Source organism: Ferruginibacter sp. SUN002 (assembly GCF_050611725.1).
GTDB lineage: Bacteria > Bacteroidota > Bacteroidia > Chitinophagales > Chitinophagaceae > Ferruginibacter.
The window spans coordinates 3035284-3055424 of sequence record NZ_JBODJB010000001.1 but is presented as its reverse complement, the minus strand read 5'-3'; the positions used below and the strand labels follow the sequence as shown (position 1 = coordinate 3055424).

Annotated in this window: 15 protein-coding genes; 11 read left to right on the top strand and 4 right to left on the bottom strand. The window is 36.5% G+C overall.

Annotation, left to right across the window (positions count from 1 at the left end; all coding sequences use genetic code 11):
• Window positions 1-185: 185 nt before the first annotated feature.
• The 3 genes from ACQ33O_RS13025 to ACQ33O_RS13015 form a co-directional block, all read right to left on the bottom strand.
• On the bottom strand, window positions 186-4994 hold the full coding sequence (locus ACQ33O_RS13025; protein WP_430996027.1) for a PKD domain-containing protein: 4809 nt from the start codon (window positions 4992-4994) through the stop codon (window positions 186-188).
• A 152-nt stretch (window positions 4995-5146) separates the two neighbouring features.
• Window positions 5147-5659 (bottom strand): hypothetical protein, encoded by a 513-nt coding sequence (locus tag ACQ33O_RS13020; protein ID WP_430996026.1) that lies wholly within the window; start codon window positions 5657-5659, stop codon window positions 5147-5149.
• On the bottom strand, window positions 5622-7121 hold the full coding sequence (locus ACQ33O_RS13015; protein WP_430996025.1) for a carboxypeptidase M32: 1500 nt from the start codon (window positions 7119-7121) through the stop codon (window positions 5622-5624). Before ACQ33O_RS13015 ends, ACQ33O_RS13020 begins: the two co-directional genes overlap by 38 nt.
• Window positions 7122-7142: 21 nt before the next feature.
• Here ACQ33O_RS13015 and ACQ33O_RS13010 point away from each other — a divergent pair, with 21 nt between their 5' ends.
• From ACQ33O_RS13010 to ACQ33O_RS12975, 8 genes are all read left to right on the top strand, one after another.
• Window positions 7143-8252 carry a Nif3-like dinuclear metal center hexameric protein gene (locus ACQ33O_RS13010; RefSeq protein ID WP_430996024.1) on the top strand — a complete coding sequence of 370 codons (1110 nt, stop codon included), beginning with the start codon at window positions 7143-7145 and terminating at the stop codon, window positions 8250-8252.
• A gap of 31 nt (window positions 8253-8283) precedes the next feature.
• Complete coding sequence (locus ACQ33O_RS13005; protein WP_430996023.1) at window positions 8284-9039, top strand: zinc ribbon domain-containing protein; 756 nt, start codon at window positions 8284-8286, stop codon at window positions 9037-9039.
• 138 nt (window positions 9040-9177) lie between these two features.
• The gene (gene recN / locus ACQ33O_RS13000) at window positions 9178-10833 is read left to right on the top strand and encodes a DNA repair protein RecN (RefSeq protein WP_430996022.1); all 1656 of its coding nucleotides are present in this window, start codon (window positions 9178-9180) and stop codon (window positions 10831-10833) included.
• Between the two features lie 169 nt (window positions 10834-11002).
• Window positions 11003-11815 carry an enoyl-ACP reductase FabI gene (locus tag ACQ33O_RS12995; RefSeq protein ID WP_430996021.1) on the top strand — a complete coding sequence of 271 codons (813 nt, stop codon included), beginning with the start codon at window positions 11003-11005 and terminating at the stop codon, window positions 11813-11815.
• 100 nt (window positions 11816-11915) lie between these two features.
• Window positions 11916-13097: a tail fiber domain-containing protein gene (locus ACQ33O_RS12990; RefSeq protein WP_430996020.1), complete on the top strand. Its 1182-nt coding sequence runs from the start codon at window positions 11916-11918 to the stop codon at window positions 13095-13097.
• 9 nt (window positions 13098-13106) lie between these two features.
• Window positions 13107-14231, top strand: a complete 1125-nt coding sequence (locus ACQ33O_RS12985; RefSeq protein WP_430996019.1) for a tail fiber domain-containing protein — start codon at window positions 13107-13109, stop codon at window positions 14229-14231.
• Between the two features lie 4 nt (window positions 14232-14235).
• A complete protein-coding gene (locus ACQ33O_RS12980) occupies window positions 14236-15393 on the top strand; it encodes a tail fiber domain-containing protein (protein WP_430996018.1) in 1158 nt (385 codons plus the stop codon).
• 55 nt (window positions 15394-15448) lie between these two features.
• Window positions 15449-15709 carry a SemiSWEET family sugar transporter gene (locus tag ACQ33O_RS12975; RefSeq protein ID WP_430996017.1) on the top strand — a complete coding sequence of 87 codons (261 nt, stop codon included), beginning with the start codon at window positions 15449-15451 and terminating at the stop codon, window positions 15707-15709.
• A 35-nt stretch (window positions 15710-15744) separates the two neighbouring features.
• Here the strand turns inward: ACQ33O_RS12975 and ACQ33O_RS12970 are convergent, their stop codons facing one another.
• On the bottom strand, window positions 15745-17769 hold the full coding sequence (locus tag ACQ33O_RS12970; RefSeq protein ID WP_430996016.1) for a M13 family metallopeptidase: 2025 nt from the start codon (window positions 17767-17769) through the stop codon (window positions 15745-15747).
• Window positions 17770-18006: 237 nt separating this feature from the next.
• Here ACQ33O_RS12970 and rpmI point away from each other — a divergent pair, with 237 nt between their 5' ends.
• From rpmI to ACQ33O_RS12955, 3 genes are all read left to right on the top strand, one after another.
• Complete coding sequence (rpmI, locus tag ACQ33O_RS12965) at window positions 18007-18204, top strand: 50S ribosomal protein L35 (RefSeq protein ID WP_430996015.1); 198 nt, start codon at window positions 18007-18009, stop codon at window positions 18202-18204.
• A gap of 50 nt (window positions 18205-18254) precedes the next feature.
• Window positions 18255-18599, top strand: a complete 345-nt coding sequence (gene rplT, locus ACQ33O_RS12960) for a 50S ribosomal protein L20 (RefSeq protein WP_430996014.1) — start codon at window positions 18255-18257, stop codon at window positions 18597-18599.
• A 114-nt stretch (window positions 18600-18713) separates the two neighbouring features.
• Window positions 18714-20111, top strand: a complete 1398-nt coding sequence (locus ACQ33O_RS12955) for an arginine decarboxylase (RefSeq protein WP_430996013.1) — start codon at window positions 18714-18716, stop codon at window positions 20109-20111.
• Window positions 20112-20141 lie beyond the last annotated feature (30 nt).

The window sequence follows — 20141 nt, the reverse complement described above, 5'->3', positions numbered from 1 at the left end:
CGATTATTTTGCATTTTTAGTATTGAAAAGAAAGAAATTATTTGAAATAAAATTTTGTGCAAATACCATGAAAATCAATGCTGTCAATAGTTCTATTGATCTAGAATTATTTTTCTTCAGTTGGCACAAACAAGAACCGGCCTTACGGCCGGGTGCTTGTCATAATAATAAAAACCAAACCTTCTTTATTGTATCAACGCAATATTTCCCTTGAAGGTTAATACCGAACCGTTGTCACATATAATATCTATTGTATAAACAAACACATCCGGTGTAAGTTTAGAGCCTTTATAAGTTCCGTTCCAGGCCGCAGATGGGTCATTAGCCTTGAAATTGTTTCTTTCATAAACGATCTCTCCCCAGCGATTGAAAATACGCATGCCTTTTATAGCAAACAGACCAGAACCTCTTGGATAATAAAGATCATTAGCGCCATCATTGTTTGGAGAGAATGTATTCGGCATGAATATATTTGAACCATCGCATGTTACGAAAATGGTTACATTGTCGCTTGATTTACATCCTCCCGGATTTTTAACTTCAATGTTGTATTGAGTAGTTTCTTTTGGTTTCACTGTTAACATTGGCAGATCATTGGTACTGCTGATCACCCATGTTTTCGGAGACCAGTTTACTTCAGTAACATCATCAGATATTGTTGGCTTAATAGTAATGCTCTTGCCAATGTTTATTGTAAGGTCTTGCCCTGCACTAACTGTTGGTATCGGATATACTTTTATTTTTATCGATCCGGTATCGCTGAAACAATTTCTTGCATCGGAACCAATTACTGTGTAAGTGGTGGTTACATCCGGTCTTGCGATCGGATTAGCACTTGTTGGATCACTTAAACCTGTAGCCGGTGTCCATAAATATTTATCGGTACCACTTGCCATTAGTTTAGAAGTTTCTCCTTTACACAAAGTATCTGATGTGCTGAATGTAATTTGTTGCGGTTTCTGTACTTGTATCAATACCGAATCTGTAGCGCTACAACCATATATAGTAGTACCGGTAACAAAGTATTTAGTATCATCGGCAGGTGTTGCTGATGATCGGGCACAATCCAGACAACTTAATGTATTATCCGCTTTCCAGCTATACGAGTCTGCACCTGTTGCATTTAAAGTGTGTATGCTGCCCAAGCACAACCACGCATCAGCTCCTGCATTTACAGTAGGAATAGGGTAGGCTTCTACTCGTCTAACAACAGTATCAAAACATCCGCTACTATTCGTTGCCGTTAAATTTATTGTATAACTGCCTGCAATAGGGTAGTTTTGTGATGGCGGCGTTTGTAATGTTGATGTATTGCCGTTACCAAAATCCCATTGCCATTTTATGGCAGAAGTATCAGGTACCAATAGCGATCCGGTAAATCCTGTATTTAAAGGAATACAGCCATTGTTAAAGTTTGTAATTGTTGCTTTAGGCGATGCCACGATTTTTACAGGAACTTTTGCTGTTGCCGTATCTGTACAACCATTTACGGTAGTTACAATAAGTTTCGGATAATAGGTGCCTGTCTGAGTATAATAATGTGATGCATTTTGATCACTAGATGAAACGCCATCTCCCATATCCCATTTATATGTTGCAACATTATCATAGCTATCAGTTGAATCTACGAATGAAACATAACCGGAATCGCATAATGCTTTATCTACAAAATTGAATTTTGCATCTGCTCCATTTACCTTGATCGTATCATCACCAACAATTGGTACGTGACAGCCTTGTTTATCTACAAGTATCAATCTTGGAACATAGGCACCATAGAAAGTATAGGTATGCGACATAACTGAATCGGCTGTTCTTACGGTTGTACCATCGCTGTAATCCCAGATAAATGTTGCATCATCTTGTGTTGTGGCTACAAAATCTACTTTAAGATCTTTACAGCCAATCACCGGATTGTATGTAAAGTTGCCCCTTGGCCCTCTTATTTCAATTTTTCTTTCTTTTACATCCACACATCCGCCAGGTCCTGTTGTAGTTAATTTTACAATGTAAATACCGGGGTAGTTATAGAAATGCGATGGTTCACTTAATGTTGAAAATGTATTGTCGCCAAAATCCCATTTCCTCGATACGCCTACGTTTGAAAGATCTTTAAAATCCACCACCAACGGAGGGCAGGTACTGAGTGAATCACTCATACTAAAATCGGTTTTCGGTGTAACTATGCTGATATATGCTGATCGAGTTAAAGAATCCTTACAGCCATATTTATCTGTTAAAACTAATTTTACATCAAATAATCCATCCGAAGTATAAAGATGCGAAGGAGACTGATCCGTAGAAGTTGTGCCATCACCAAAATTCCATAAATATCTTGCATCAGTAGCAATGGAGTGATCTATAAATGCTATTGGTTTACCCGGGCAAGATAGTCTGTCTTTTGAGTCGAAGTCAACAAGCGGTTTCGAAATAACTAGTGGAACAGCTATATTGAATGAATCATAACATCCTTTATTATCAATTGCTACAAGAGATATATTGTATCTGCCGGGTGATGAATAAGCATGTTCAAATGGGCCTGAAGTCAAAGTGTCTCTTTTGCCATCTCCGTAATTCCATCTCCATGTCTCAATAGGGTGCATACCATCATCTGTAGAAGCATCAGTGAAAATTACAGTGTTATTTAAACAACTACCAAGTACTGTTGTCGTAAATTTTGCAGTAGGGCCATCTACTCTTACATAGTGTTGTTTAACTAAAGTGTCTTTACAACCAAGTGTATTAGTAATCACAAGTGTTACGTCATACAAACCTGATTGTTTATAGTTGTGCGTAGTAACGCCACCCACACTTGTAGTTTTTGAGCCATCACCAAAGTCCCATTCGTAGTTTGTTACAAAAACTCTGTTTGCAGTTGGAACGGTGAATGTTACAGAATTGTTTTTACATATTATGGTATCTGATCCATAAAAGTTTGCTTTGCTATTTAGGATGATCACTTCTTTTGTAGTTGTGTAATCACAACCTGTTTGTATATTATATACAACAAGCGTTACAAGATAACTTCCTTCATTCGTATATGTATGTACAGGGTTTTGTTCTGTTGATGTGGTGCCATCACCGAAGTCCCAGTTCCATGTGTCGGCACCAATAGATTTATCTGTGAAAACTCTTTCAAAAGAGTTAGAGCAGTTTACAGGAACATCAAAGTTTGCAATTGGTGCTTTGATGTAAATGAAACTGTCTATTTGAAGAGAATCCACACAACCGCCATTCCATACTTTTAGTTTGATATCAAAATAGCCGGTATCGCTATATTGATGCTTAGGGTCTTTTTGAATAGAAGTAGCTCCGTCTCCAAAATCCCAAAGCCATCTGGTAACCTCCCCAACAGTTTGATCAGCAAATTGTATTGGTATGATTGCACAGGCTTCTCGGTCAGCATCAAAACCCGGAGTAGGTTTTGTTGATACTCTTATTGCACTGCCCATTACTACAGTATCGGTACATCCGTCAGTCGTTATTGCAGAAAGAGATACTGTGTATACTCCCGGATCAGTATAAGTATGCGTAGGAGTTTTTAGAGTTGATGTTGTACCATCTCCAAAATCCCATTTGTAATTGTTCCAAATATCAATTTCCTGTTCTGCATATGCGAATGTTTTTGTAAAAGGAGCACACGAACTATCCGGTAACCCTAACATTCTTAATTTGGGTTTTACAATTTGTACCAATCCTGTTTTTCTTATAGTATCTGCACAGCCTGAACTGTTAGTTGCAATCAATGTAACATTGAAAACACCAGTTTTTGTGTAGATATGAACAGGGTCGGCTACAGTTGAAGAATCACCGTCTCCGAAATACCATTTATAAGTATTTGCAGATGTACTAGAATTAGTGAAATTAACTGTTAAAGGAGCTTTACAAGAAACTGTATTTCCGTTACTAAATGAAGCTTTTGCTGTAGTGGCAATATTTACAGTTTTAAAGGCAGAGTCGGAACAGCCGCCAAAAAATTCAACTAATTTGATTCTGTAAATACCTGGAGCTGAATAAACTTTTGTTGGATTGAATTGTGTTGAAGTAGTTCCATCGCCAAAATCCCACATAACTGATGATGGGGTAGCCGTTGACGTTATTTTTAGATCAATTCCTTTGCCAAGACAAATGAAATTTGAATTGGATGAAAATGAAGCTTTTCCATTCCCGTCAACAATACTGATGGTTTTAGACAATGTGTCACTGCAACCAACGGCATTTTTTGTAATCAATTGAACGATATAATTTCCGGCTGCAGAATAAGTGTGCGATGGAGATGTTGCAGTAGAACTGCTTCCATCACCAAAGTTCCAGTTATAGGTTAAACTACCGGTGCCGGTAGATGCATTTTGAAAATCGATAGTAGCAGGTAATCCGCAAACCAACGGCATATTATTAGTGAAGTCTGCCGAAACACCACTGGTGATCTGTATATAAGCATCTTTAGCAAGTGTTGTAACACAACCATTGCTATTAATAACTCTCAAGGTTACGTTGTAGTTGCCCTCAGCTTCGTATATATGGTTAGGATTTTTTTCTGTTGATCCTGTACCGTCACCAAAATCCCACTGCCAACTCATGATCGTTCCGCTCATCGGTACACTATTGTCCGTAAACTGTACGGGTAAAGGATAGCATCCTGCCGTAACATTACTACTAAACTCAACTAACGGCTTTGCATATACCGTAATGAAGTTTGTCTTTACTATACTGTCGGCTCCGGAAGCATTCCTTACAACTAGTTTAACGGCATACTGGCCCGGTGTGAAATACGTAACAGAAGGATTTCTCAAAAATGATGTTGTACCATTTCCAAGATCCCATCTCCATTGATCGGGATTACCGGTTGAGTTGTCGAAAAATTGTACAAGAAGGGGGGAACACCCACTCTCAGGGAAGCTACTGAAATCTGCCTTAAGTTGCGCCTTAACGGTGAAACTAAGAACAAATAATAACGACAGACAGCATGCTCTGATGGCAATTTTGGCTATCATAGGTTGCGATTTTGGTTTTTATTAATATTGGATGGTGTTTTTATGAGGAACACCAAATAGATAACAGAATTATTAATAAAAAATTGTGTGGTAGATAGAAATTCTACAGAAAATGCGTACTAATACTTATTATGAACAAGTTTAATTTAGCGTTATAAACGCTGCATTTTCAATACTTTGGGTTCGGAGGTTCCCCAAGGCGCCAACTCAAGTACGGGAAAAGTTTTATCAGTGAATTTCCATGGGCGGTTAAGAAAAATAAATTCGGTTGGTATAGAAGGATCGGTAAGATTGATGGTTAATTTGCTGTAGTCTTCATTGCTGCTCCAGGTTCCTGTATATACATCAGAACCTTTGGTGCCAGTTATAGGCCCATCGAAATAAGAGGTTGTTTTTGTTAGAACAAATGTATAACCTATATAGTTGGATGTTAATTCTGTGCCGTTGTCAGAAGCATAATAAACAACAAAATCTTTATTAAGAATATTCGCTTCGAAATATTTTTGAAAATCGGTTATCGTATAATCATCTGCACTTTTATTACAACTACAAAGCAATAGCAACAGAGCACTGATCAATGCAATAAAAAATCTTGACCTATAGAAAAAAAGCAATATTTCTTTAAATCTATCCTGTGTAAATGGTATTATATTTCTTTGTGGCATAATTAATGAAATATGCTGGATTCAATGATTCGTTTGTTGCTTCTTTACATAATGTTTCAGAAAGATAAAATCTGCCGGATTGATGAATGTTCTTTCTTAACCAATTCAACACAACATTGTTGTTGCCCTCACTGATATCTTTTTCTAACGACACGTTTTCTCTTTCAATAGCTGCATACAACTGAGCTGCATACATACTGCCTAAACTGTAAGTAGCAAAATATCCAAAACTTCCATGGCTCCAGTGTATGTCCTGAAGGCAGCCTTTTTTATCGTCCGGAACGGTTACACCTAAATATTTTTTATAGTGTTCGTTCCAGTATGCAGGAATATCTTTTGTACTGATACTTCCTTCGATCAGCATTTTTTCTATTTCATATCTTATCATTACATGAAAGTGATAAGTAAGTTCATCCGCTTCGGTTCTTATTAATGAAGGTTCTACCTTGTTAATGCCTTTAAAAAAAACTTCGGCAGATAAATGATCGGTCTGCTTTGGAAAGAACGTTTTTAATAAGGGTAAATTGTGTTTCCAGAACGATAATCCTCTGCCGACGCAGTTTTCCCATAATCGGCTTTGACTTTCATGTATACTTAAACTACAGTATTCGCCTAATGGTAACCCATATTGATCTCCGGGCAATCCCTGCTCATATAAAGCATGACCACCCTCGTGAATACAACTCCAAACCATATTGCCCAGGTCGTTTTCATCAACACGGGTAGTGACCCTTACATCTGCATTATTAAAATTAGTAGTGAACGGGTGCACACTCAGATCTTGTCTGCCTGCTTCAAAATCAAACCCGATACGTTTTAAAATTTCAATGCCAAAGGACCACTGCTTGTCTTTGTCGAAATGTTGATGCAGAAAAGAGTTGTCAACCTGCGGTTTGTTTTTTATTACATCTAACAAAGCAAGCAATTGAGGTTTCAGATTGTTGAAAATATTGTCAACGATATTTACAGTAAGTCCTTTGTCATAATCATTCATCAACGCATTGTAAGGGTGATGTTCATATCCCAAAAGATCTGCTTCCTGTTTTTTTAAATTGATCAATACATTTAGTGGTTCTTGAAATTCGGTAAATGAATTTGACTCTCTGGCTTTTACCCATGCATGGTAAGCCCTTGTTACAGTCTCACTCATTTGCCTTACAAATGTTGCCGGTATTTTTTTATTCCTGTTATAATCTTCTAAACTCAGTTGCACATTTCTTTTTTCAAATTCATTCAGATCGTTTTTGCCGACAAGCTCATTCAGCAAGGCGCCTAATTTCTCATCTACAAATTGTTCATGCGCTATTTCGCTCAAAGTAGCCAATTGCCTACCTCTGAAATCATTGCCCTTTGGAGGCAGATAGGTTTCCTGATCCCATTGTAAAACAGCCGAAGCATACTTTACATCGGCAATTTTTTGCATCTTTGTTTTATACTCGGTATATAATTCGAGAGTACTCATCAATAATAAATTTTAGGTAAGATGAAAATTCAGGCTATCACTTCTTTTTTAGAAACAATTGCTCCTGCAAGTTTACAGGAAAGTTATGATAATGCAGGGCTAATAACAGGTAATCTTAATTGGGAGTGCAGCGGTGTCATTACAACATTGGATGCAACCGAAGCAGTGGTACTTGAGGCTATTGAAAAAAAATGTAATCTTATTGTGGCACATCATCCGATCATTTTTGGCGGGTTGAAAAAAATTACCGGTAAAAATTATGTAGAACAAACTGTTATAACTGCTATCAAAAATGATATTGCCATCTATGCCATTCATACAAATTTGGATAATGTAATGAATGGAGTGAATGGAAAGATGGCTGATATGCTGGGCTTGATTAACCGACGGATATTATCTCCAAAAAAAGACATTTTAAAAAAGCTGATCACATTTGCTCCGGTCGCCGAAGCAGAGAAAGTTCGTAATGCGATTTTTGCAGCGGGTGGAGGATATATTGGGAATTACAGTGAATGCAGTTTTACAACATCAGGACAAGGTACATTCAATGGTAATGAATTCTCTACACCCGAAATAGGTGAAAAGGGAGAGCGTGCAATGGTGGAAGAAGTGAAGATCGAAGTGATCTTTCCGACCTGGATAAATGAAAATATTTTGATCGATGCAGTGCGTACGATCGGTTTTTATGAAGAAGTAGCATATGATGTTATTCCCTTGGAAAATATCTATCAGAATGTGGGAAGCGGAATGGTCGGCGAACTTCCAGAAGCGATGTCAGAATCTGAATTCTTGAATTTAATTAAAAACACATTCAATATTTATTTAATAAGACACACGCCTTTATTGGCAAAGCCCGTGCAAAAAGTAGCCCTCTGTGGAGGTGCCGGCAGTTTTCTGATAAGCAATGCTGTAGCGGCTCAAGCAGATTTTTATCTTACCGGTGACGTAAAATACCATGAGTTTTTTGATGCCAACAATAAGCTGGTTATAGCAGATATCGGGCATTATGAAAGCGAACAATATACAATTGACCTCTTATTTGATCTTTTGAGCAAAAAATTCCCTAACTTTGCCGTCCTTAAAACAGGAGTAAAAACCAATCCTGTTAATTATTTTACCCCGAATTTGTAAGAGGTTGGGGCAGATAAAAACAAAATACATTATGGCTAAAGTTGCAGATTTCTCAGTTGAAGAAAAATTAACATCACTTGTTCGTTTGCAAAAAGTAGATTCTAAATTGGATGAAATTCAAATTCTGAAAGGTGAATTACCGATTGAGGTAAAAGATCTTGAAGATGAAATTGAAGGTTTGCATGCACGTCAAACAAGAGTTGAGGAAGAGATCAACGGTATTCAAGAATTTATCAATCAACGTAAAGAAGCGATCAAAGAAGCGGAAGCGTTGGTAAAGAAATATGAAAAGCAAAGCGATAACGTAAAGAACAATCGTGAGTTTGAAGCGATCAATAAAGAGATCGAAATGCAAACACTTGAGATCAAACTTTGCGAAAAACACATCAAAGATGCAACGGAAGAAATTGGTGATAAAGCAAGAGCTTTAGAAGCCGCAAAAAAAGCAGTTGCTACAAAAGAAAATAATCTTGCCGGTAAAAAAGGTGAGTTGGAAAAGATCATTGCTGAAACAGAAAAAGAAGAAAAGCAATACAATAAACAAGCTGAAGAAGCTAGAGGCCATGTAGATGAAAGATTATTGTTGAGTTATGACAGGATCCGTAAAAATTATCGTAATGGTTTAGCTGTAGTTGCTGTAGAAAGAGATAGCTGCGGTGGTTGTTTTCACGCAATTCCCCCTCAAAAACAAAGTGAAATCAAGTTGCGTAAAAAAGTAATGGTTTGCGAAAACTGTGGTCGTATCCTTGTTGATGATGATCTGAATAACGCAGTAGAAGTTAAATAAGTTTAAAACGTTTCATAAGATTAAAAGGTGGTTCAAAAGAATCACCTTTTTTATTTGTATTAATTGGGGTAATTCGTTTAATTCGTGTAGACAAAAATAATTCGTGTAATTAGTGCCCGAAATTAGTGTTATAAAATTATGATCCAGAAACTTCATATACAGAACTATGCCATCATCGATGAAATTGTAATTGATTTTTCCTCTAAACTTAATATCATAACGGGAGAAACCGGTGCAGGTAAAAGTATTTTAATGGGAGCATTAAGTTTGATACTGGGAGAAAGAGCAGAAAGTTCATCATTAATGAATAAAGAAAAAAAATGTGTGGTAGAAGGTGAGTTCACTATTAAAAATAATTCGGCTGTTAGAAATTTGATTCAGCAATATGAGTTGGATAATGAAGATGAGTTATTGGTTAGGAGAGAAATAGCCGTTAATGGTAAATCACGGGCATTTATTAATGATACACCGGTTAATTTAAATCAGCTAAAAGAGATCGCTTCATTATTGGTAGATCTTCATCAACAATTTGACACACAAGAATTAGGGGATAATGATTTTCAAAGAGAAGTATTGGATGCATTGGCCGATAACGGAAAATTGATTGCACAATACACCGCTCTTTTTCATCAATACACAAAAACAAAAAGGGAGTTGCAGGATCTGCAGGAACAGCAATTAAAGGCCAACGCCGCATTAGACTACAACAAATTCTTATTTGATGAATTGGAAGAAGCAGGGTTGCAAGAAAATGAATTGGAAGAATTGGACACAGAGTTAAAGTTGTTAAGCAATGCTGAAAATGTAAAACAGCAATTGGGTGCAATTTATTTCGATCTCAAAGAAAGTGAGCAACCAATTGTGCAGCAATTAAAATCACTCAGCAATAAATTGCATTTGCTGGAAGAATATCATGTTTCAATACCAGAGTTAGTAAAGCGTTTGCAGAGTGCACAATTGGAACTGAAAGATATTGCAGATGAGCTTGAATCGATCGATAGTGGCGTGCAATACAGCCCTGAAAGAATTCAGATCGTCAATGATAAGATAGCACTTGGTTATAAATTATTAAAGAAGCACAATGTAAATACCACGAATGAATTATTACTTATCAAAGAATCGCTACAGGAAAAATTAACTGATATTCTTAATCTTGGCGAAGCCATTATAAATAAAGAAAAAGAAACAGCTGAATTATTACAAGAATGTGAGCAGTTGGCTGCAAGCATTTCCTCTAACAGACTTAAAACAACAAAGCCGTTTGCAGAAAGAGTGAATGCGTTGTTGGTGCAGGTTGGTATGCCCAATGCACAGATCAAGGTACAGTTAGAAAACACTACGTTAAATATTTATGGTTGCGACAGTATTGAATTTTTATTCGACGCAAATAAAAGCGGTCGTTTTGAGCCGTTGCGTAAGGTAGCCAGTGGTGGCGAGTTAAGTCGTTTGATGCTTTGCATTAAATCGCTGGTTGCGAAAAAGCTACAATTGCCCACTTTGATATTTGATGAAATAGATACAGGTATCAGTGGCGAAGCTGCAAAGCAGGTTGGAGTTATTATGAAAGAACTATCAGCAGGGCATCAATTGATTGCTATTACACATCAACCACAAATAGCCGCAAAAGCAGATGCTCATTATTTTGTATATAAAGCCATTAAAGGAGATAGCATCAAAACATCTATCCGTATTTTAAATAATGATGAACGTATTACAACCATTGCTCAAATGCTGAGCGGCGAAAAGCCTACTGCTGCTGCGTTGCAAAATGCAAGAGAGATGGTAGGAAATTAAGTGTTGCAAGGGTTCTTGGAATTGAGGTGCTCTATTTACGATTTCTATATATTTGCAACCTTTCAATTAAAAAAATTGGTGTGCTTGTATTCAAGAAAATCGTAAGTCGTACATCTCAAATCGTAAATTATTAATCTTACTTTTACAAAAATTAAATAAAGAATAAATCATGTCATACAACTTACTTAAAGGAAAAAAAGGAATCATATTCGGAGCATTAGATGAAAAATCAATTGCATGGAAAACAGCATTGCGTTGCCATGAAGAAGGGGCTGAATTATTATTGACCAATGCACCTGTTGCCATGCGTATGGGTGAGATCAATAAACTAGCTGCAGCAGTAAATGCCCCTGTTATTCCATGTGATGTTAGTAGTAATGATGATGTAGCTAACCTCATCAAACAGGCGAAAGAGCATTTCGGTGGGGGAGTGGATTTCATCTTGCACTCGATCGGAATGAGCATCAATGTTCGTAAAGGGATTCACTACACCGAAAATAATTACGAGTTCTCTCATAAAGGAATGGATATTTCTGCATTAAGTCTGCACCGAGTATTAGCTGCTGCTATGAAAGAAGATGCCATTAATGAATGGGGCTCGGTAGTTGCATTAAGTTATATCGCAGCACAAAGAGTTTTTCCCGATTACAACGATATGGCAGATAACAAAGCTATTTTAGAAAGCATTGCACGTAATTTCGGTTATCAGTACGGTGTTAAAAAACATGTACGTGTCAACACCGTTTCTCAATCTCCAACAAAAACTACGGCAGGCAGTGGCGTAAAAGGTTTTGATGGATTTATCAATTATGCAGAAAAGATGAGCCCGTTGGGTAATGCCAGTGCCGATGATTGTGCTAACTATTGTGTCACCTTATTCAGCGATCTGACCAAAATGGTTACCATGCAAAATTTATTTCATGATGGAGGATTTTCTTTCACCGGTGTTACACAGGCAGTAATTGAACAAATGGAAAAATAACGATCTCGGAATAAAAATTAAAAACAGGAAGTACATACTTCCTGTTTTTTTTGTATATTAGGTTTGTATTTTGTTGAGTATGGCATTTTAACCTTCTTGTATGAGATACCTTCTATTGTTTGTTTCGACATTATTTGCTCATTTTGCAATTGCTCAAAATGTTGGCATTGGTACAGCCTTGCCTAATAAGGCGAAATTAGAAGTTTCTGGAGCAATAGGCAATACTGTAGCTATTTTTACTCAAGCACAGGGCTTTCCGGGAGTAACATTTTTTAGAACTCCTCCTGCTATAGGTTTCAATCTTTATACTACGGATCAGAATCGTTATGTTGGTTCGGGTTCAGCAATGGTTCAATATATTAATCCTGCTAATGGTGGACTTTATTTCGATCTAATCCGAACAAAAGGTTCTGCTAATCAACCCGCTACAGCAATTTCACGATCTATGACCATTCAACAAAATGGAAATGTTGCTTTAAGTTCCTATGAGCAGGATGCTACTTTATTTGTTGGAATTGGTGCTACACTTGGTGATACACTGCCAACTCGTTTTGTTGGTACCACATACAATACAATCTTTAATCAAAAGCAGTCTACCACTGTATATAATTCCTATCTCAATGGAGGCAAGGCCGGAAGTGATGTGTATGTAAATGATGTCAATTTCGGTAATGTTTATTTATGCAAAAGTTTTGGTAACGTATCTGTCAATACAACCTCTGCCAATGCCACATTAACCATCAAACAGTATGGAGGCCATGGCTTAGTATTGGTAGAACCTTCTACCTTTCATAATTGGGAATTTGTAACAACTAAAAACCTTACGGATGCTGCTTCCGATTACTATTTATATTATAACGGAGCTTATAGAGGAAATATTTTTTACATCGATGGAGGGTATTATCCTATTTCCGATAAAAGGTTAAAAAAGGATGTTCGTTCTTTATCTTCTGTTCTTTCTAAAGTTTTATCAATGAATCCGGTTACTTACAAAATGAAATATGGAAGTATAACTGATACAAAAACATTGGGTTTTATAGCGCAGGAAGTAAATAATATATTCCCGGAACTTACGCAACAAATAACCAGTAAAGACACTGAGATAGGGTATCCTGGACTGGATGACCTTTATACTATGCACTATGATGGAATGGCACCTATAGTTATAAAAGCAATACAGGAGCAGCAGGAGAAAATAAAAAGTATGCAATCAAAAAATGATGAATTACGTAAAAGAATAAACGCAATTGAGTCTATTGTAAATGATGGCAAAAAATTTTAAAGTGTGATCATGAAGAAAAATATTTTTCTAATTATAATTATTTTGTTGCCGGTATTATCTGTTGCTCAAACAGTTGGTATTGGTACTACTGCATCATCAAGGGCAATATTGGAAGTGGCGGGAAATGCAAACAATAATGCTGTTGGATTATTTGGAGATGAACAAGGAATATCTGTTTCGTCAAATGATCTATCTATTGGCTTTAATCTTTATCAGGATAAATATATGTCTAACGGTTATGCAGCCAAAATGAGTTATGATGTAAATAATTCATTGGGCTTTCAAATTAATTTTTATAGTTCCGGCACGGCAAATTCAACATTAGGTATCTCAAAACCGGTATTTCGCCTTGGCCCAATTGGTGCCAGTATAAATATTGGCACGTATTCAGGATTCGCCCTGGATGTTGGCAGAGGAACAGGAGATTGGGGAACGGCTACTTTTGAAGGAACAAATTATTATTCTCATATCAATTATTCAACTTCAGAAGACACTTACATACGGGGCGGAAAACCAACTAGCAATGTTTATTTAAATGATGGTCCGGGTAATGTTTATATTGGCAATGGTTCTTCTGTAGTGGGAGTGAATTATACCAATCCTGTATATACATTTGAAATAAGACAGTATGGAGGAACAGGCTTAAAAGTGCATGATATTAGGCCTAGCATTTCTCATACATATGAATGGAGAGTAGCTGGCTCTCCGGCTAATTTTTATTTATACAATAACGGATCTATCATATATTACTTTCGTCCAAGTGATGGAGCTTTAATTGCTTTTTCAGATAAACGTATAAAAAAAGATATTCAGCTCTTGCCATCAGTTCTTGATAAGATTATTCAATTGGAACCTGTCAGTTATGAGATGAAAGATAATAATCCAAATCATATTCGTTCTACAGGCTTTATAGCTCAGCAAGTACAACCCTTGTTTCCTGAAGTGGTTTCTTGTGATTCTTCCGAGGAAAAAAAATTATCAATTAATTATGCAGGGTTTGGTGCTATTGCTGTAAAAGGAATTCAAGAAGAACAGATATTAATTGATGATTTACAAAAACAATCGGCAACCATCGAAAGAAGGTTAAATATTATTGAGGCAATCATAAAAGAAAAAAGATCGATCAGAAAATAAAAGCATGAGATTTCTTTTGACCATATTGGTATTTTTTATTTCTACAGCATCTGTTATTGCACAAAATATAGGTATTGGTACTACTACGCCAACCCGTGCAAAACTGGAAGTAGTAGGCGTTGCTAGTGTCAATGGCAATACCAGCACTCTTTTCGGAAGCGATGGTTTGGGGGTCTCTTTGCAAAGAAACTGGCCTACTATAGGTTTTAATCAATTTAGAGATTATTCCGTAGGTAATGGTACGTTTATTAATACCGGTTATGCATTAATAGAATATTTCGATCCCGGAGCCGGAAATTTTTTTATTGACATGCTTGGCACCGGAGCCGGAAATACCGGAACTTCAAGTGGCGTTAGAGCTATTACAATTCTCAACAATGGTAATACAGGAATCAGGATAGCTAATCCAAGATCTAGTTTGCATGTAGCACGTGGAGAAGGTTGGAATGGCACAGCAGTCTTTCAAGCGTATTCTCCCTCATACTGGTCGCATTTTAATTATTCTACTGCAGAGGATACATATATAAGGCCCGGTGGAACCAGCGGGAGTTTATACATTAGTCAAGTGCCAAATGGAAATGTATACCTAGGTGCAGGAAGCAGTCGTTTAATTATCAATAACCCCGGAGCAACTGGTTCGGCAACAGTAGATATTTTTGCAGCGCCTACTGCAAACAGTGCATCATCTTTTTCTTTGACCAACGAGTATGATCACAATTGGCGGCAGCGTATTTATGGCTCTCTCAACTTTGAATACAACGGTGTTACTAAGGCATATATTAATTCATTAGGATATACTGCATACTCAGATAGCAGGTTAAAAAAGTTGATTGAACCATTGCCATCCGTTTTAGAAAAACTGAATAAATTACAACCATATAGTTATGAAATGATCAACGATAATCCGGGGCATAAAAGAACTATCGGTTTCATTGCACAGGATGTTAAAACTTTGTTTCCCGGTTTTGTACATGTGATAGATGATCATGCCCGTAAAGGCCCTCGTCATAAAGATCTGCATACAATGAATTACAGCGGCTTTTTTGTAATTGGTATAAAAGCACTACAGGAACAATATTTACAGTTGTTGGAACTACAAAAAGAGAATGAGGAGTTAATGAGAAAATTAACCTTACTCGAAAAAAAATTGGCTATCGAATAGGATTACTAAAATCGGTACCTTGCTTATACAATTATCGAAAAGAAAAATAATTTTTATGGATTGGACAGAAGTAATTGGGCATACAGGCTCTGCTCTCAGCAGCATTACTTTTATGCCGCAGGTTTATCAGGCATGGAAAACTAAAAGTGTTGGTGATTTAAATTTGATGACAATTTTGATCGTATTTATCAGTACGGTTATCTGGGTTATTTACGGAAGCATGAAAGGGATATTGCCTGTGATCATTTGTAATAGTATCATTTGTTTTCTGTCAATGGTGCTACTGTATTTCAAATTTACTTTTAAGAAATCATAAAGAACAGAAGTATAACTCCCGTACTTTATTTTACCCTACCATATTTTTATTCTTTCTTCTTCAGGTATAAACATTTTATCTCCCGGTTTAATATTAAAAGCTTTATGAAAAGCTTCCATTTGTTTCAGCGGTTCATTTCCTCTGAGTTCATTAGGAGCATGCACATCAACAATGATCAGTCTAGCAGCGGTTTCGGGTAACACTTTGCTACGCCAAGCATAAGCCCAACTTAAAAAAAAGCGTTGATCAGGTGTGAAGCCTTCGATCTTTTTGTTTGATTTTCCCTGAGCAGTTTTTTTGAATGCATCGTATGCTATACTCAAGCCACCAAGGTCGGCAATGTTTTCTCCGGAAGTTAATTTGCCGTTTACATGTAAAGTGTCTAAAACTGTTAAGGAATCAAATACCGCAATAATTTTATCCGTTTGAATTTTAAATTTGACTGCATCGTCTTCGTTCCACCAGTCAGTCAAATTACCTTCGGCATCATATTTTCTACCATCGTCATCAAATCCATGTGTCATTTCATGTCCGATAACAGCGCCAATACTACCATAATTAAATGCATCGTCCGCCTCAGGATCAAAGAAAGGCGGCTGCAGTATTGCAGCAGGGAAAACAATTTCGTTGCTTAAAGGGGCATAATATGCGTTTACGGTTTGTGGTGTCATGTACCATTCTGTTTTATCGATAGGTTTGCCCAATCTTTTTATACTATATGTATAATTCCATTCGGCACAGGTTCTTAAATTTTGTATAAGATTGTCTTTTACAATTACAACGCCATCATAGTTCTTCCATTTATCAGGGTATCCTATTTTCTTTGTAAAAGCGGCTAGTTTTAGCAATGCTTTTGCTTTGGTAGCATTGCTCATCCAGTCAGCTTTTTTTATTCTTTCTGCAAATGCCTGTTGTAGATTATTTACTAAAGCAAGCATTCTTTTTTTAGCCGAAGGCGAAAAATATTTTTGCACATAAAGTTTGCCTAAAAGATCTCCCAGTCTATTATCAATTAAATAACTGATGCGTTGCCATCTTGGAGTAATCGTTTTCTGACCTGATATAGTTTTGCCATATTGAAAATTACGTTGAACAAAATCGTTGCTTAAATAGGGGGCAGCACTTTTCAGAATGTACCACTGTAAATAATTCTTCCAGGATTGCAATGGGAGAGCGTTGAGTAAACTGTCTGCTGTAATAATAAAATTCACATTATTAGCTAAAAAGTTTTTCTGATTGCCGATCAACATTTTCTTCATCAAAGTATTCAGGTCAATTGACTTTAATTGTTTGCCGAATGTTAATACATCTAACTTGTTATAAGTTTTCAGCGGATCTTTTAGATCTGTTTTGCTCATTTGAACTTTTGCAAGTTGAGTTTCCAGTTCAATAATTGAAGCTGCATTAGCTGCAGCAAGAATAGAGTCGGTGCCCGTTAATATAAAAAGATCGGTTATGTAAGAAAGATATTCTTTCCTTATATCCGTACTTCTTTTATCATCCTTTAAATAATAATCTCGGTCCGGTAAAACAATACCGCCCTGATCGAAATGTGCAATGTATTGTGAGGTTGCTTTCGCATCTGCATAAATGGAAAAATTAAATAAGGGTGCTGTGATGCCCTTGGTATGCATGTAAGCTATTTCAGCTAGTACTTCATCGGTATTTTTAATGGCGCTGATTCTTTCCAGATCTTTTTTTATTGGTTGGTATCCCATTTTTTCTACATTCACAGTATCCATACCGCTGGTATAAAAATCTCCGACCATTTTATAACTTCGTCCTTTCCGAGTGTTTTTTGCAGCATCTTCCAATAGTTTTTGCACAGCTATTGACGATTGCTCCGCAAGCATGGCAAAATTGCCCCAGCTTGTTTTTGAAGGAGGGATATCTGTATTTTTCACCCAATTGCCATTGGCGTATTTATAAAAATCATCACCGGGTTTAGTGGTAAGGTCCATACCGATGGTATCGATCTTTTTTTTGATTACCAAAGTTTGGCTATGAGCCTGTATCCCGATGCAGAGGATAAGGCAAAAAGTAGCAGTTAGTTTTTTCATATCCCTCAAAAATAAGTAGTACTGAATTAGTTCAAAACCATATTGTTATAAGCGGTACGTAGTAATTTGGCCGTAAAATCAAAAAAACAAACTAAAATCCTTTAAAAATCACTGTAAATCATTACCTTTGCCGCCCGAAAAAGAGTAATCATCTTTTTCGAATATTTCCCACAAGGCTCAAAAAGCGTCCCGTCTGTTCGGGACCGCCAGCAGGGAGTAACTATAACAAGTTATATAATGCCAAAAGTAAAAACAAACTCAAGTGCCAAAAAACGTTTCAGTGTAACGGGCACAGGCTTGATCACTTTTCAAAAGCCATTCAAACGTCACATCCTGACAAAAAAATCTAAAAAACGTAAACGTAATTTAAGAAAAGACGGCGTAGTAGATTCTACAAACCATGCTTTTGTTAAGCGTTTATTAGGATTGAGATAGTATCAATCAATTTTAGAATTTTTAATTTTTAATTTTTAATTTATTAAGATATGCCACGTTCAAAAAATGCAGTAGCATCAAGGGCTCGTAGAAAAAGAGTGTTAAAAGCCGCTAAAGGTTATTACGGCAAACGTAAAAATGTATATACCGTTGCCAAAAACGTAATGGAAAAAGGGTTAACATATTCATATGTTGGCCGTAAATTGAAAAAACGTGAATACCGTTCTTTGTGGATTGCACGTATCAATGCAGCAGTAAGAGAAGAAGGAATTACGTACAGCGAATTCATTCATAAATTAGCGGCAAAAAATATCGATATCAACCGTAAGGTTTTGGCTGACTTAGCAATGAACGAACCTGAAAGCTTCAAAGCTTTAGTTGCTCAAGTTAAATAGTACTGTTAACCGACAATTATATTTACCGGATATGAGCAATCATATCCGGTTTTTTATTTGATTATACTACATTTGCACTTCAATACTTAAACCCAATTGCAGCTGATGAATAATATGAATAATACCTACTCCGACCTGGTAGAGCAAACCTTTAATTTTCCTCAGGAAGATTTTAAAGTAAAGGATGATTATTTGCAATACAACGGACAGGATCTTAAAGCTTTGATCGATAAATACGGTACACCCCTCAAGGTAACATATCTTCCTAAGATTGGTATGCAGATCAATAAAGCAAAAAAGATGTTCGAAGTTGCTTTTAAAAAGCATAAATACGAGGGTAAGTATAATTATTGTTACTGCACAAAAAGCTCTCACTTTTCATTTATTGTTGAAGAAGCGTTGAAGCATAATATTCATTTGGAAACTTCATTTGCTTATGATATTGATATTGTAAATAAACTGTATCAAAAAAAGAAAATAAATAAGGAGACTTTTATCATTTGTAATGGGTATAAACAAAAACCTTATACCAACAGAATTGTAAAATTATTGAACAGCGGATTTAAAAATGTTATTCCGGTGTTGGATAATATGGAAGAGTTGAAGGCATACAAATCTGTAAAAGATCCGTTCAAACTTGGTATCAGGGTTGCAGCGGAAGAGGAACCTACCTTCCCTTTTTATACCTCACGGTTAGGGATGAGAGCAAAAGATATTCTGGAATTTTATGTTGATCAGATAGAAGGGTACGAACATAAGTTTCAGTTGAAGATGTTACACATCTTCCTGAACAAAGGGATCAAAGATGATATTTACTATTGGAGCGAATTGAATAAAGTGATCAATCTTTATTGTCAGTTAAAGAAGATATGTCCTGAATTAGATTCAATCAATATTGGCGGAGGCTTTCCTATTAAGCATTCATTAGGCTTTGAATACGATTATCAATTCATGATCAATGAAATTGTGCGTAATATCAAAGTTGCTTGTGTAAGGAATAAAGTACCAATGCCGAATATCTTTACTGAGTTTGGAAGTTATACGGTAGGCGAAAGTATGGCGCATATCTATAGTGTGATCGGTGAAAAAAGACAGAATGATAGAGAGATCTGGTATATGATCGATTCTTCTTTCATTACCACTTTGCCCGATACCTGGGGAATTGGTGAGAAATTCTTAATGCTACCGATCAACAAATGGGAGGAAGAGTATCAGCGTGTAACCCTTGGCGGTATTACCTGCGATAGTCATGATTATTATGATAGTGAAGAACATATCAATGAAGTGTTCTTACCAAAAGTTGGTAATGGAAATACAGAGCCGCTGTATGTTGGGTTCTTTCATACCGGAGCTTATCAGGATCAGATCAGTGGTTATGGTGGGATCAAACACTGTTTAATTCCTTCGCCTAAACATATCATTATCGGCCATGATAAAAATGGTAAACTACATGATTGGGTGTATGCAAAAGAGCAGACTGCACAAAGTATGTTGAAGATATTAGGATATTAATTTCTTATTTATAAAATGTGAATCCCCCTT

What these genes read in the sequence shown, in the direction of transcription:
- ACQ33O_RS13005 (WP_430996023.1), top strand. Translation starts at nt 8,284, where the DNA reads ATGGCTAAAGTTGCAGATTTCTCAGTTGAAGAAAAATTAACATCACTT.
- rplT (WP_430996014.1), top strand. Translation starts at nt 18,255, where the DNA reads ATGCCACGTTCAAAAAATGCAGTAGCATCAAGGGCTCGTAGAAAAAGA.
- ACQ33O_RS13015 (WP_430996025.1), bottom strand. Translation starts at nt 7,121, where the DNA reads ATGAGTACTCTCGAATTATATACCGAGTATAAAACAAAGATGCAAAAA.
- ACQ33O_RS12980 (WP_430996018.1), top strand. Translation starts at nt 14,236, where the DNA reads ATGAGATTTCTTTTGACCATATTGGTATTTTTTATTTCTACAGCATCT.
- ACQ33O_RS12955 (WP_430996013.1), top strand. Translation starts at nt 18,714, where the DNA reads ATGAATAATACCTACTCCGACCTGGTAGAGCAAACCTTTAATTTTCCT.
- rpmI (WP_430996015.1), top strand. Translation starts at nt 18,007, where the DNA reads ATGCCAAAAGTAAAAACAAACTCAAGTGCCAAAAAACGTTTCAGTGTA.
- ACQ33O_RS13020 (WP_430996026.1), bottom strand. Translation starts at nt 5,659, where the DNA reads ATGCCACAAAGAAATATAATACCATTTACACAGGATAGATTTAAAGAA.
- ACQ33O_RS12990 (WP_430996020.1), top strand. Translation starts at nt 11,916, where the DNA reads ATGAGATACCTTCTATTGTTTGTTTCGACATTATTTGCTCATTTTGCA.
- ACQ33O_RS12970 (WP_430996016.1), bottom strand. Translation starts at nt 17,769, where the DNA reads ATGAAAAAACTAACTGCTACTTTTTGCCTTATCCTCTGCATCGGGATA.
- recN (WP_430996022.1), top strand. Translation starts at nt 9,178, where the DNA reads ATGATCCAGAAACTTCATATACAGAACTATGCCATCATCGATGAAATT.
- ACQ33O_RS12995 (WP_430996021.1), top strand. Translation starts at nt 11,003, where the DNA reads ATGTCATACAACTTACTTAAAGGAAAAAAAGGAATCATATTCGGAGCA.
- ACQ33O_RS12975 (WP_430996017.1), top strand. Translation starts at nt 15,449, where the DNA reads ATGGATTGGACAGAAGTAATTGGGCATACAGGCTCTGCTCTCAGCAGC.
- ACQ33O_RS13025 (WP_430996027.1), bottom strand. Translation starts at nt 4,994, where the DNA reads ATGATAGCCAAAATTGCCATCAGAGCATGCTGTCTGTCGTTATTATTT.
- ACQ33O_RS12985 (WP_430996019.1), top strand. Translation starts at nt 13,107, where the DNA reads ATGAAGAAAAATATTTTTCTAATTATAATTATTTTGTTGCCGGTATTA.
- ACQ33O_RS13010 (WP_430996024.1), top strand. Translation starts at nt 7,143, where the DNA reads ATGAAAATTCAGGCTATCACTTCTTTTTTAGAAACAATTGCTCCTGCA.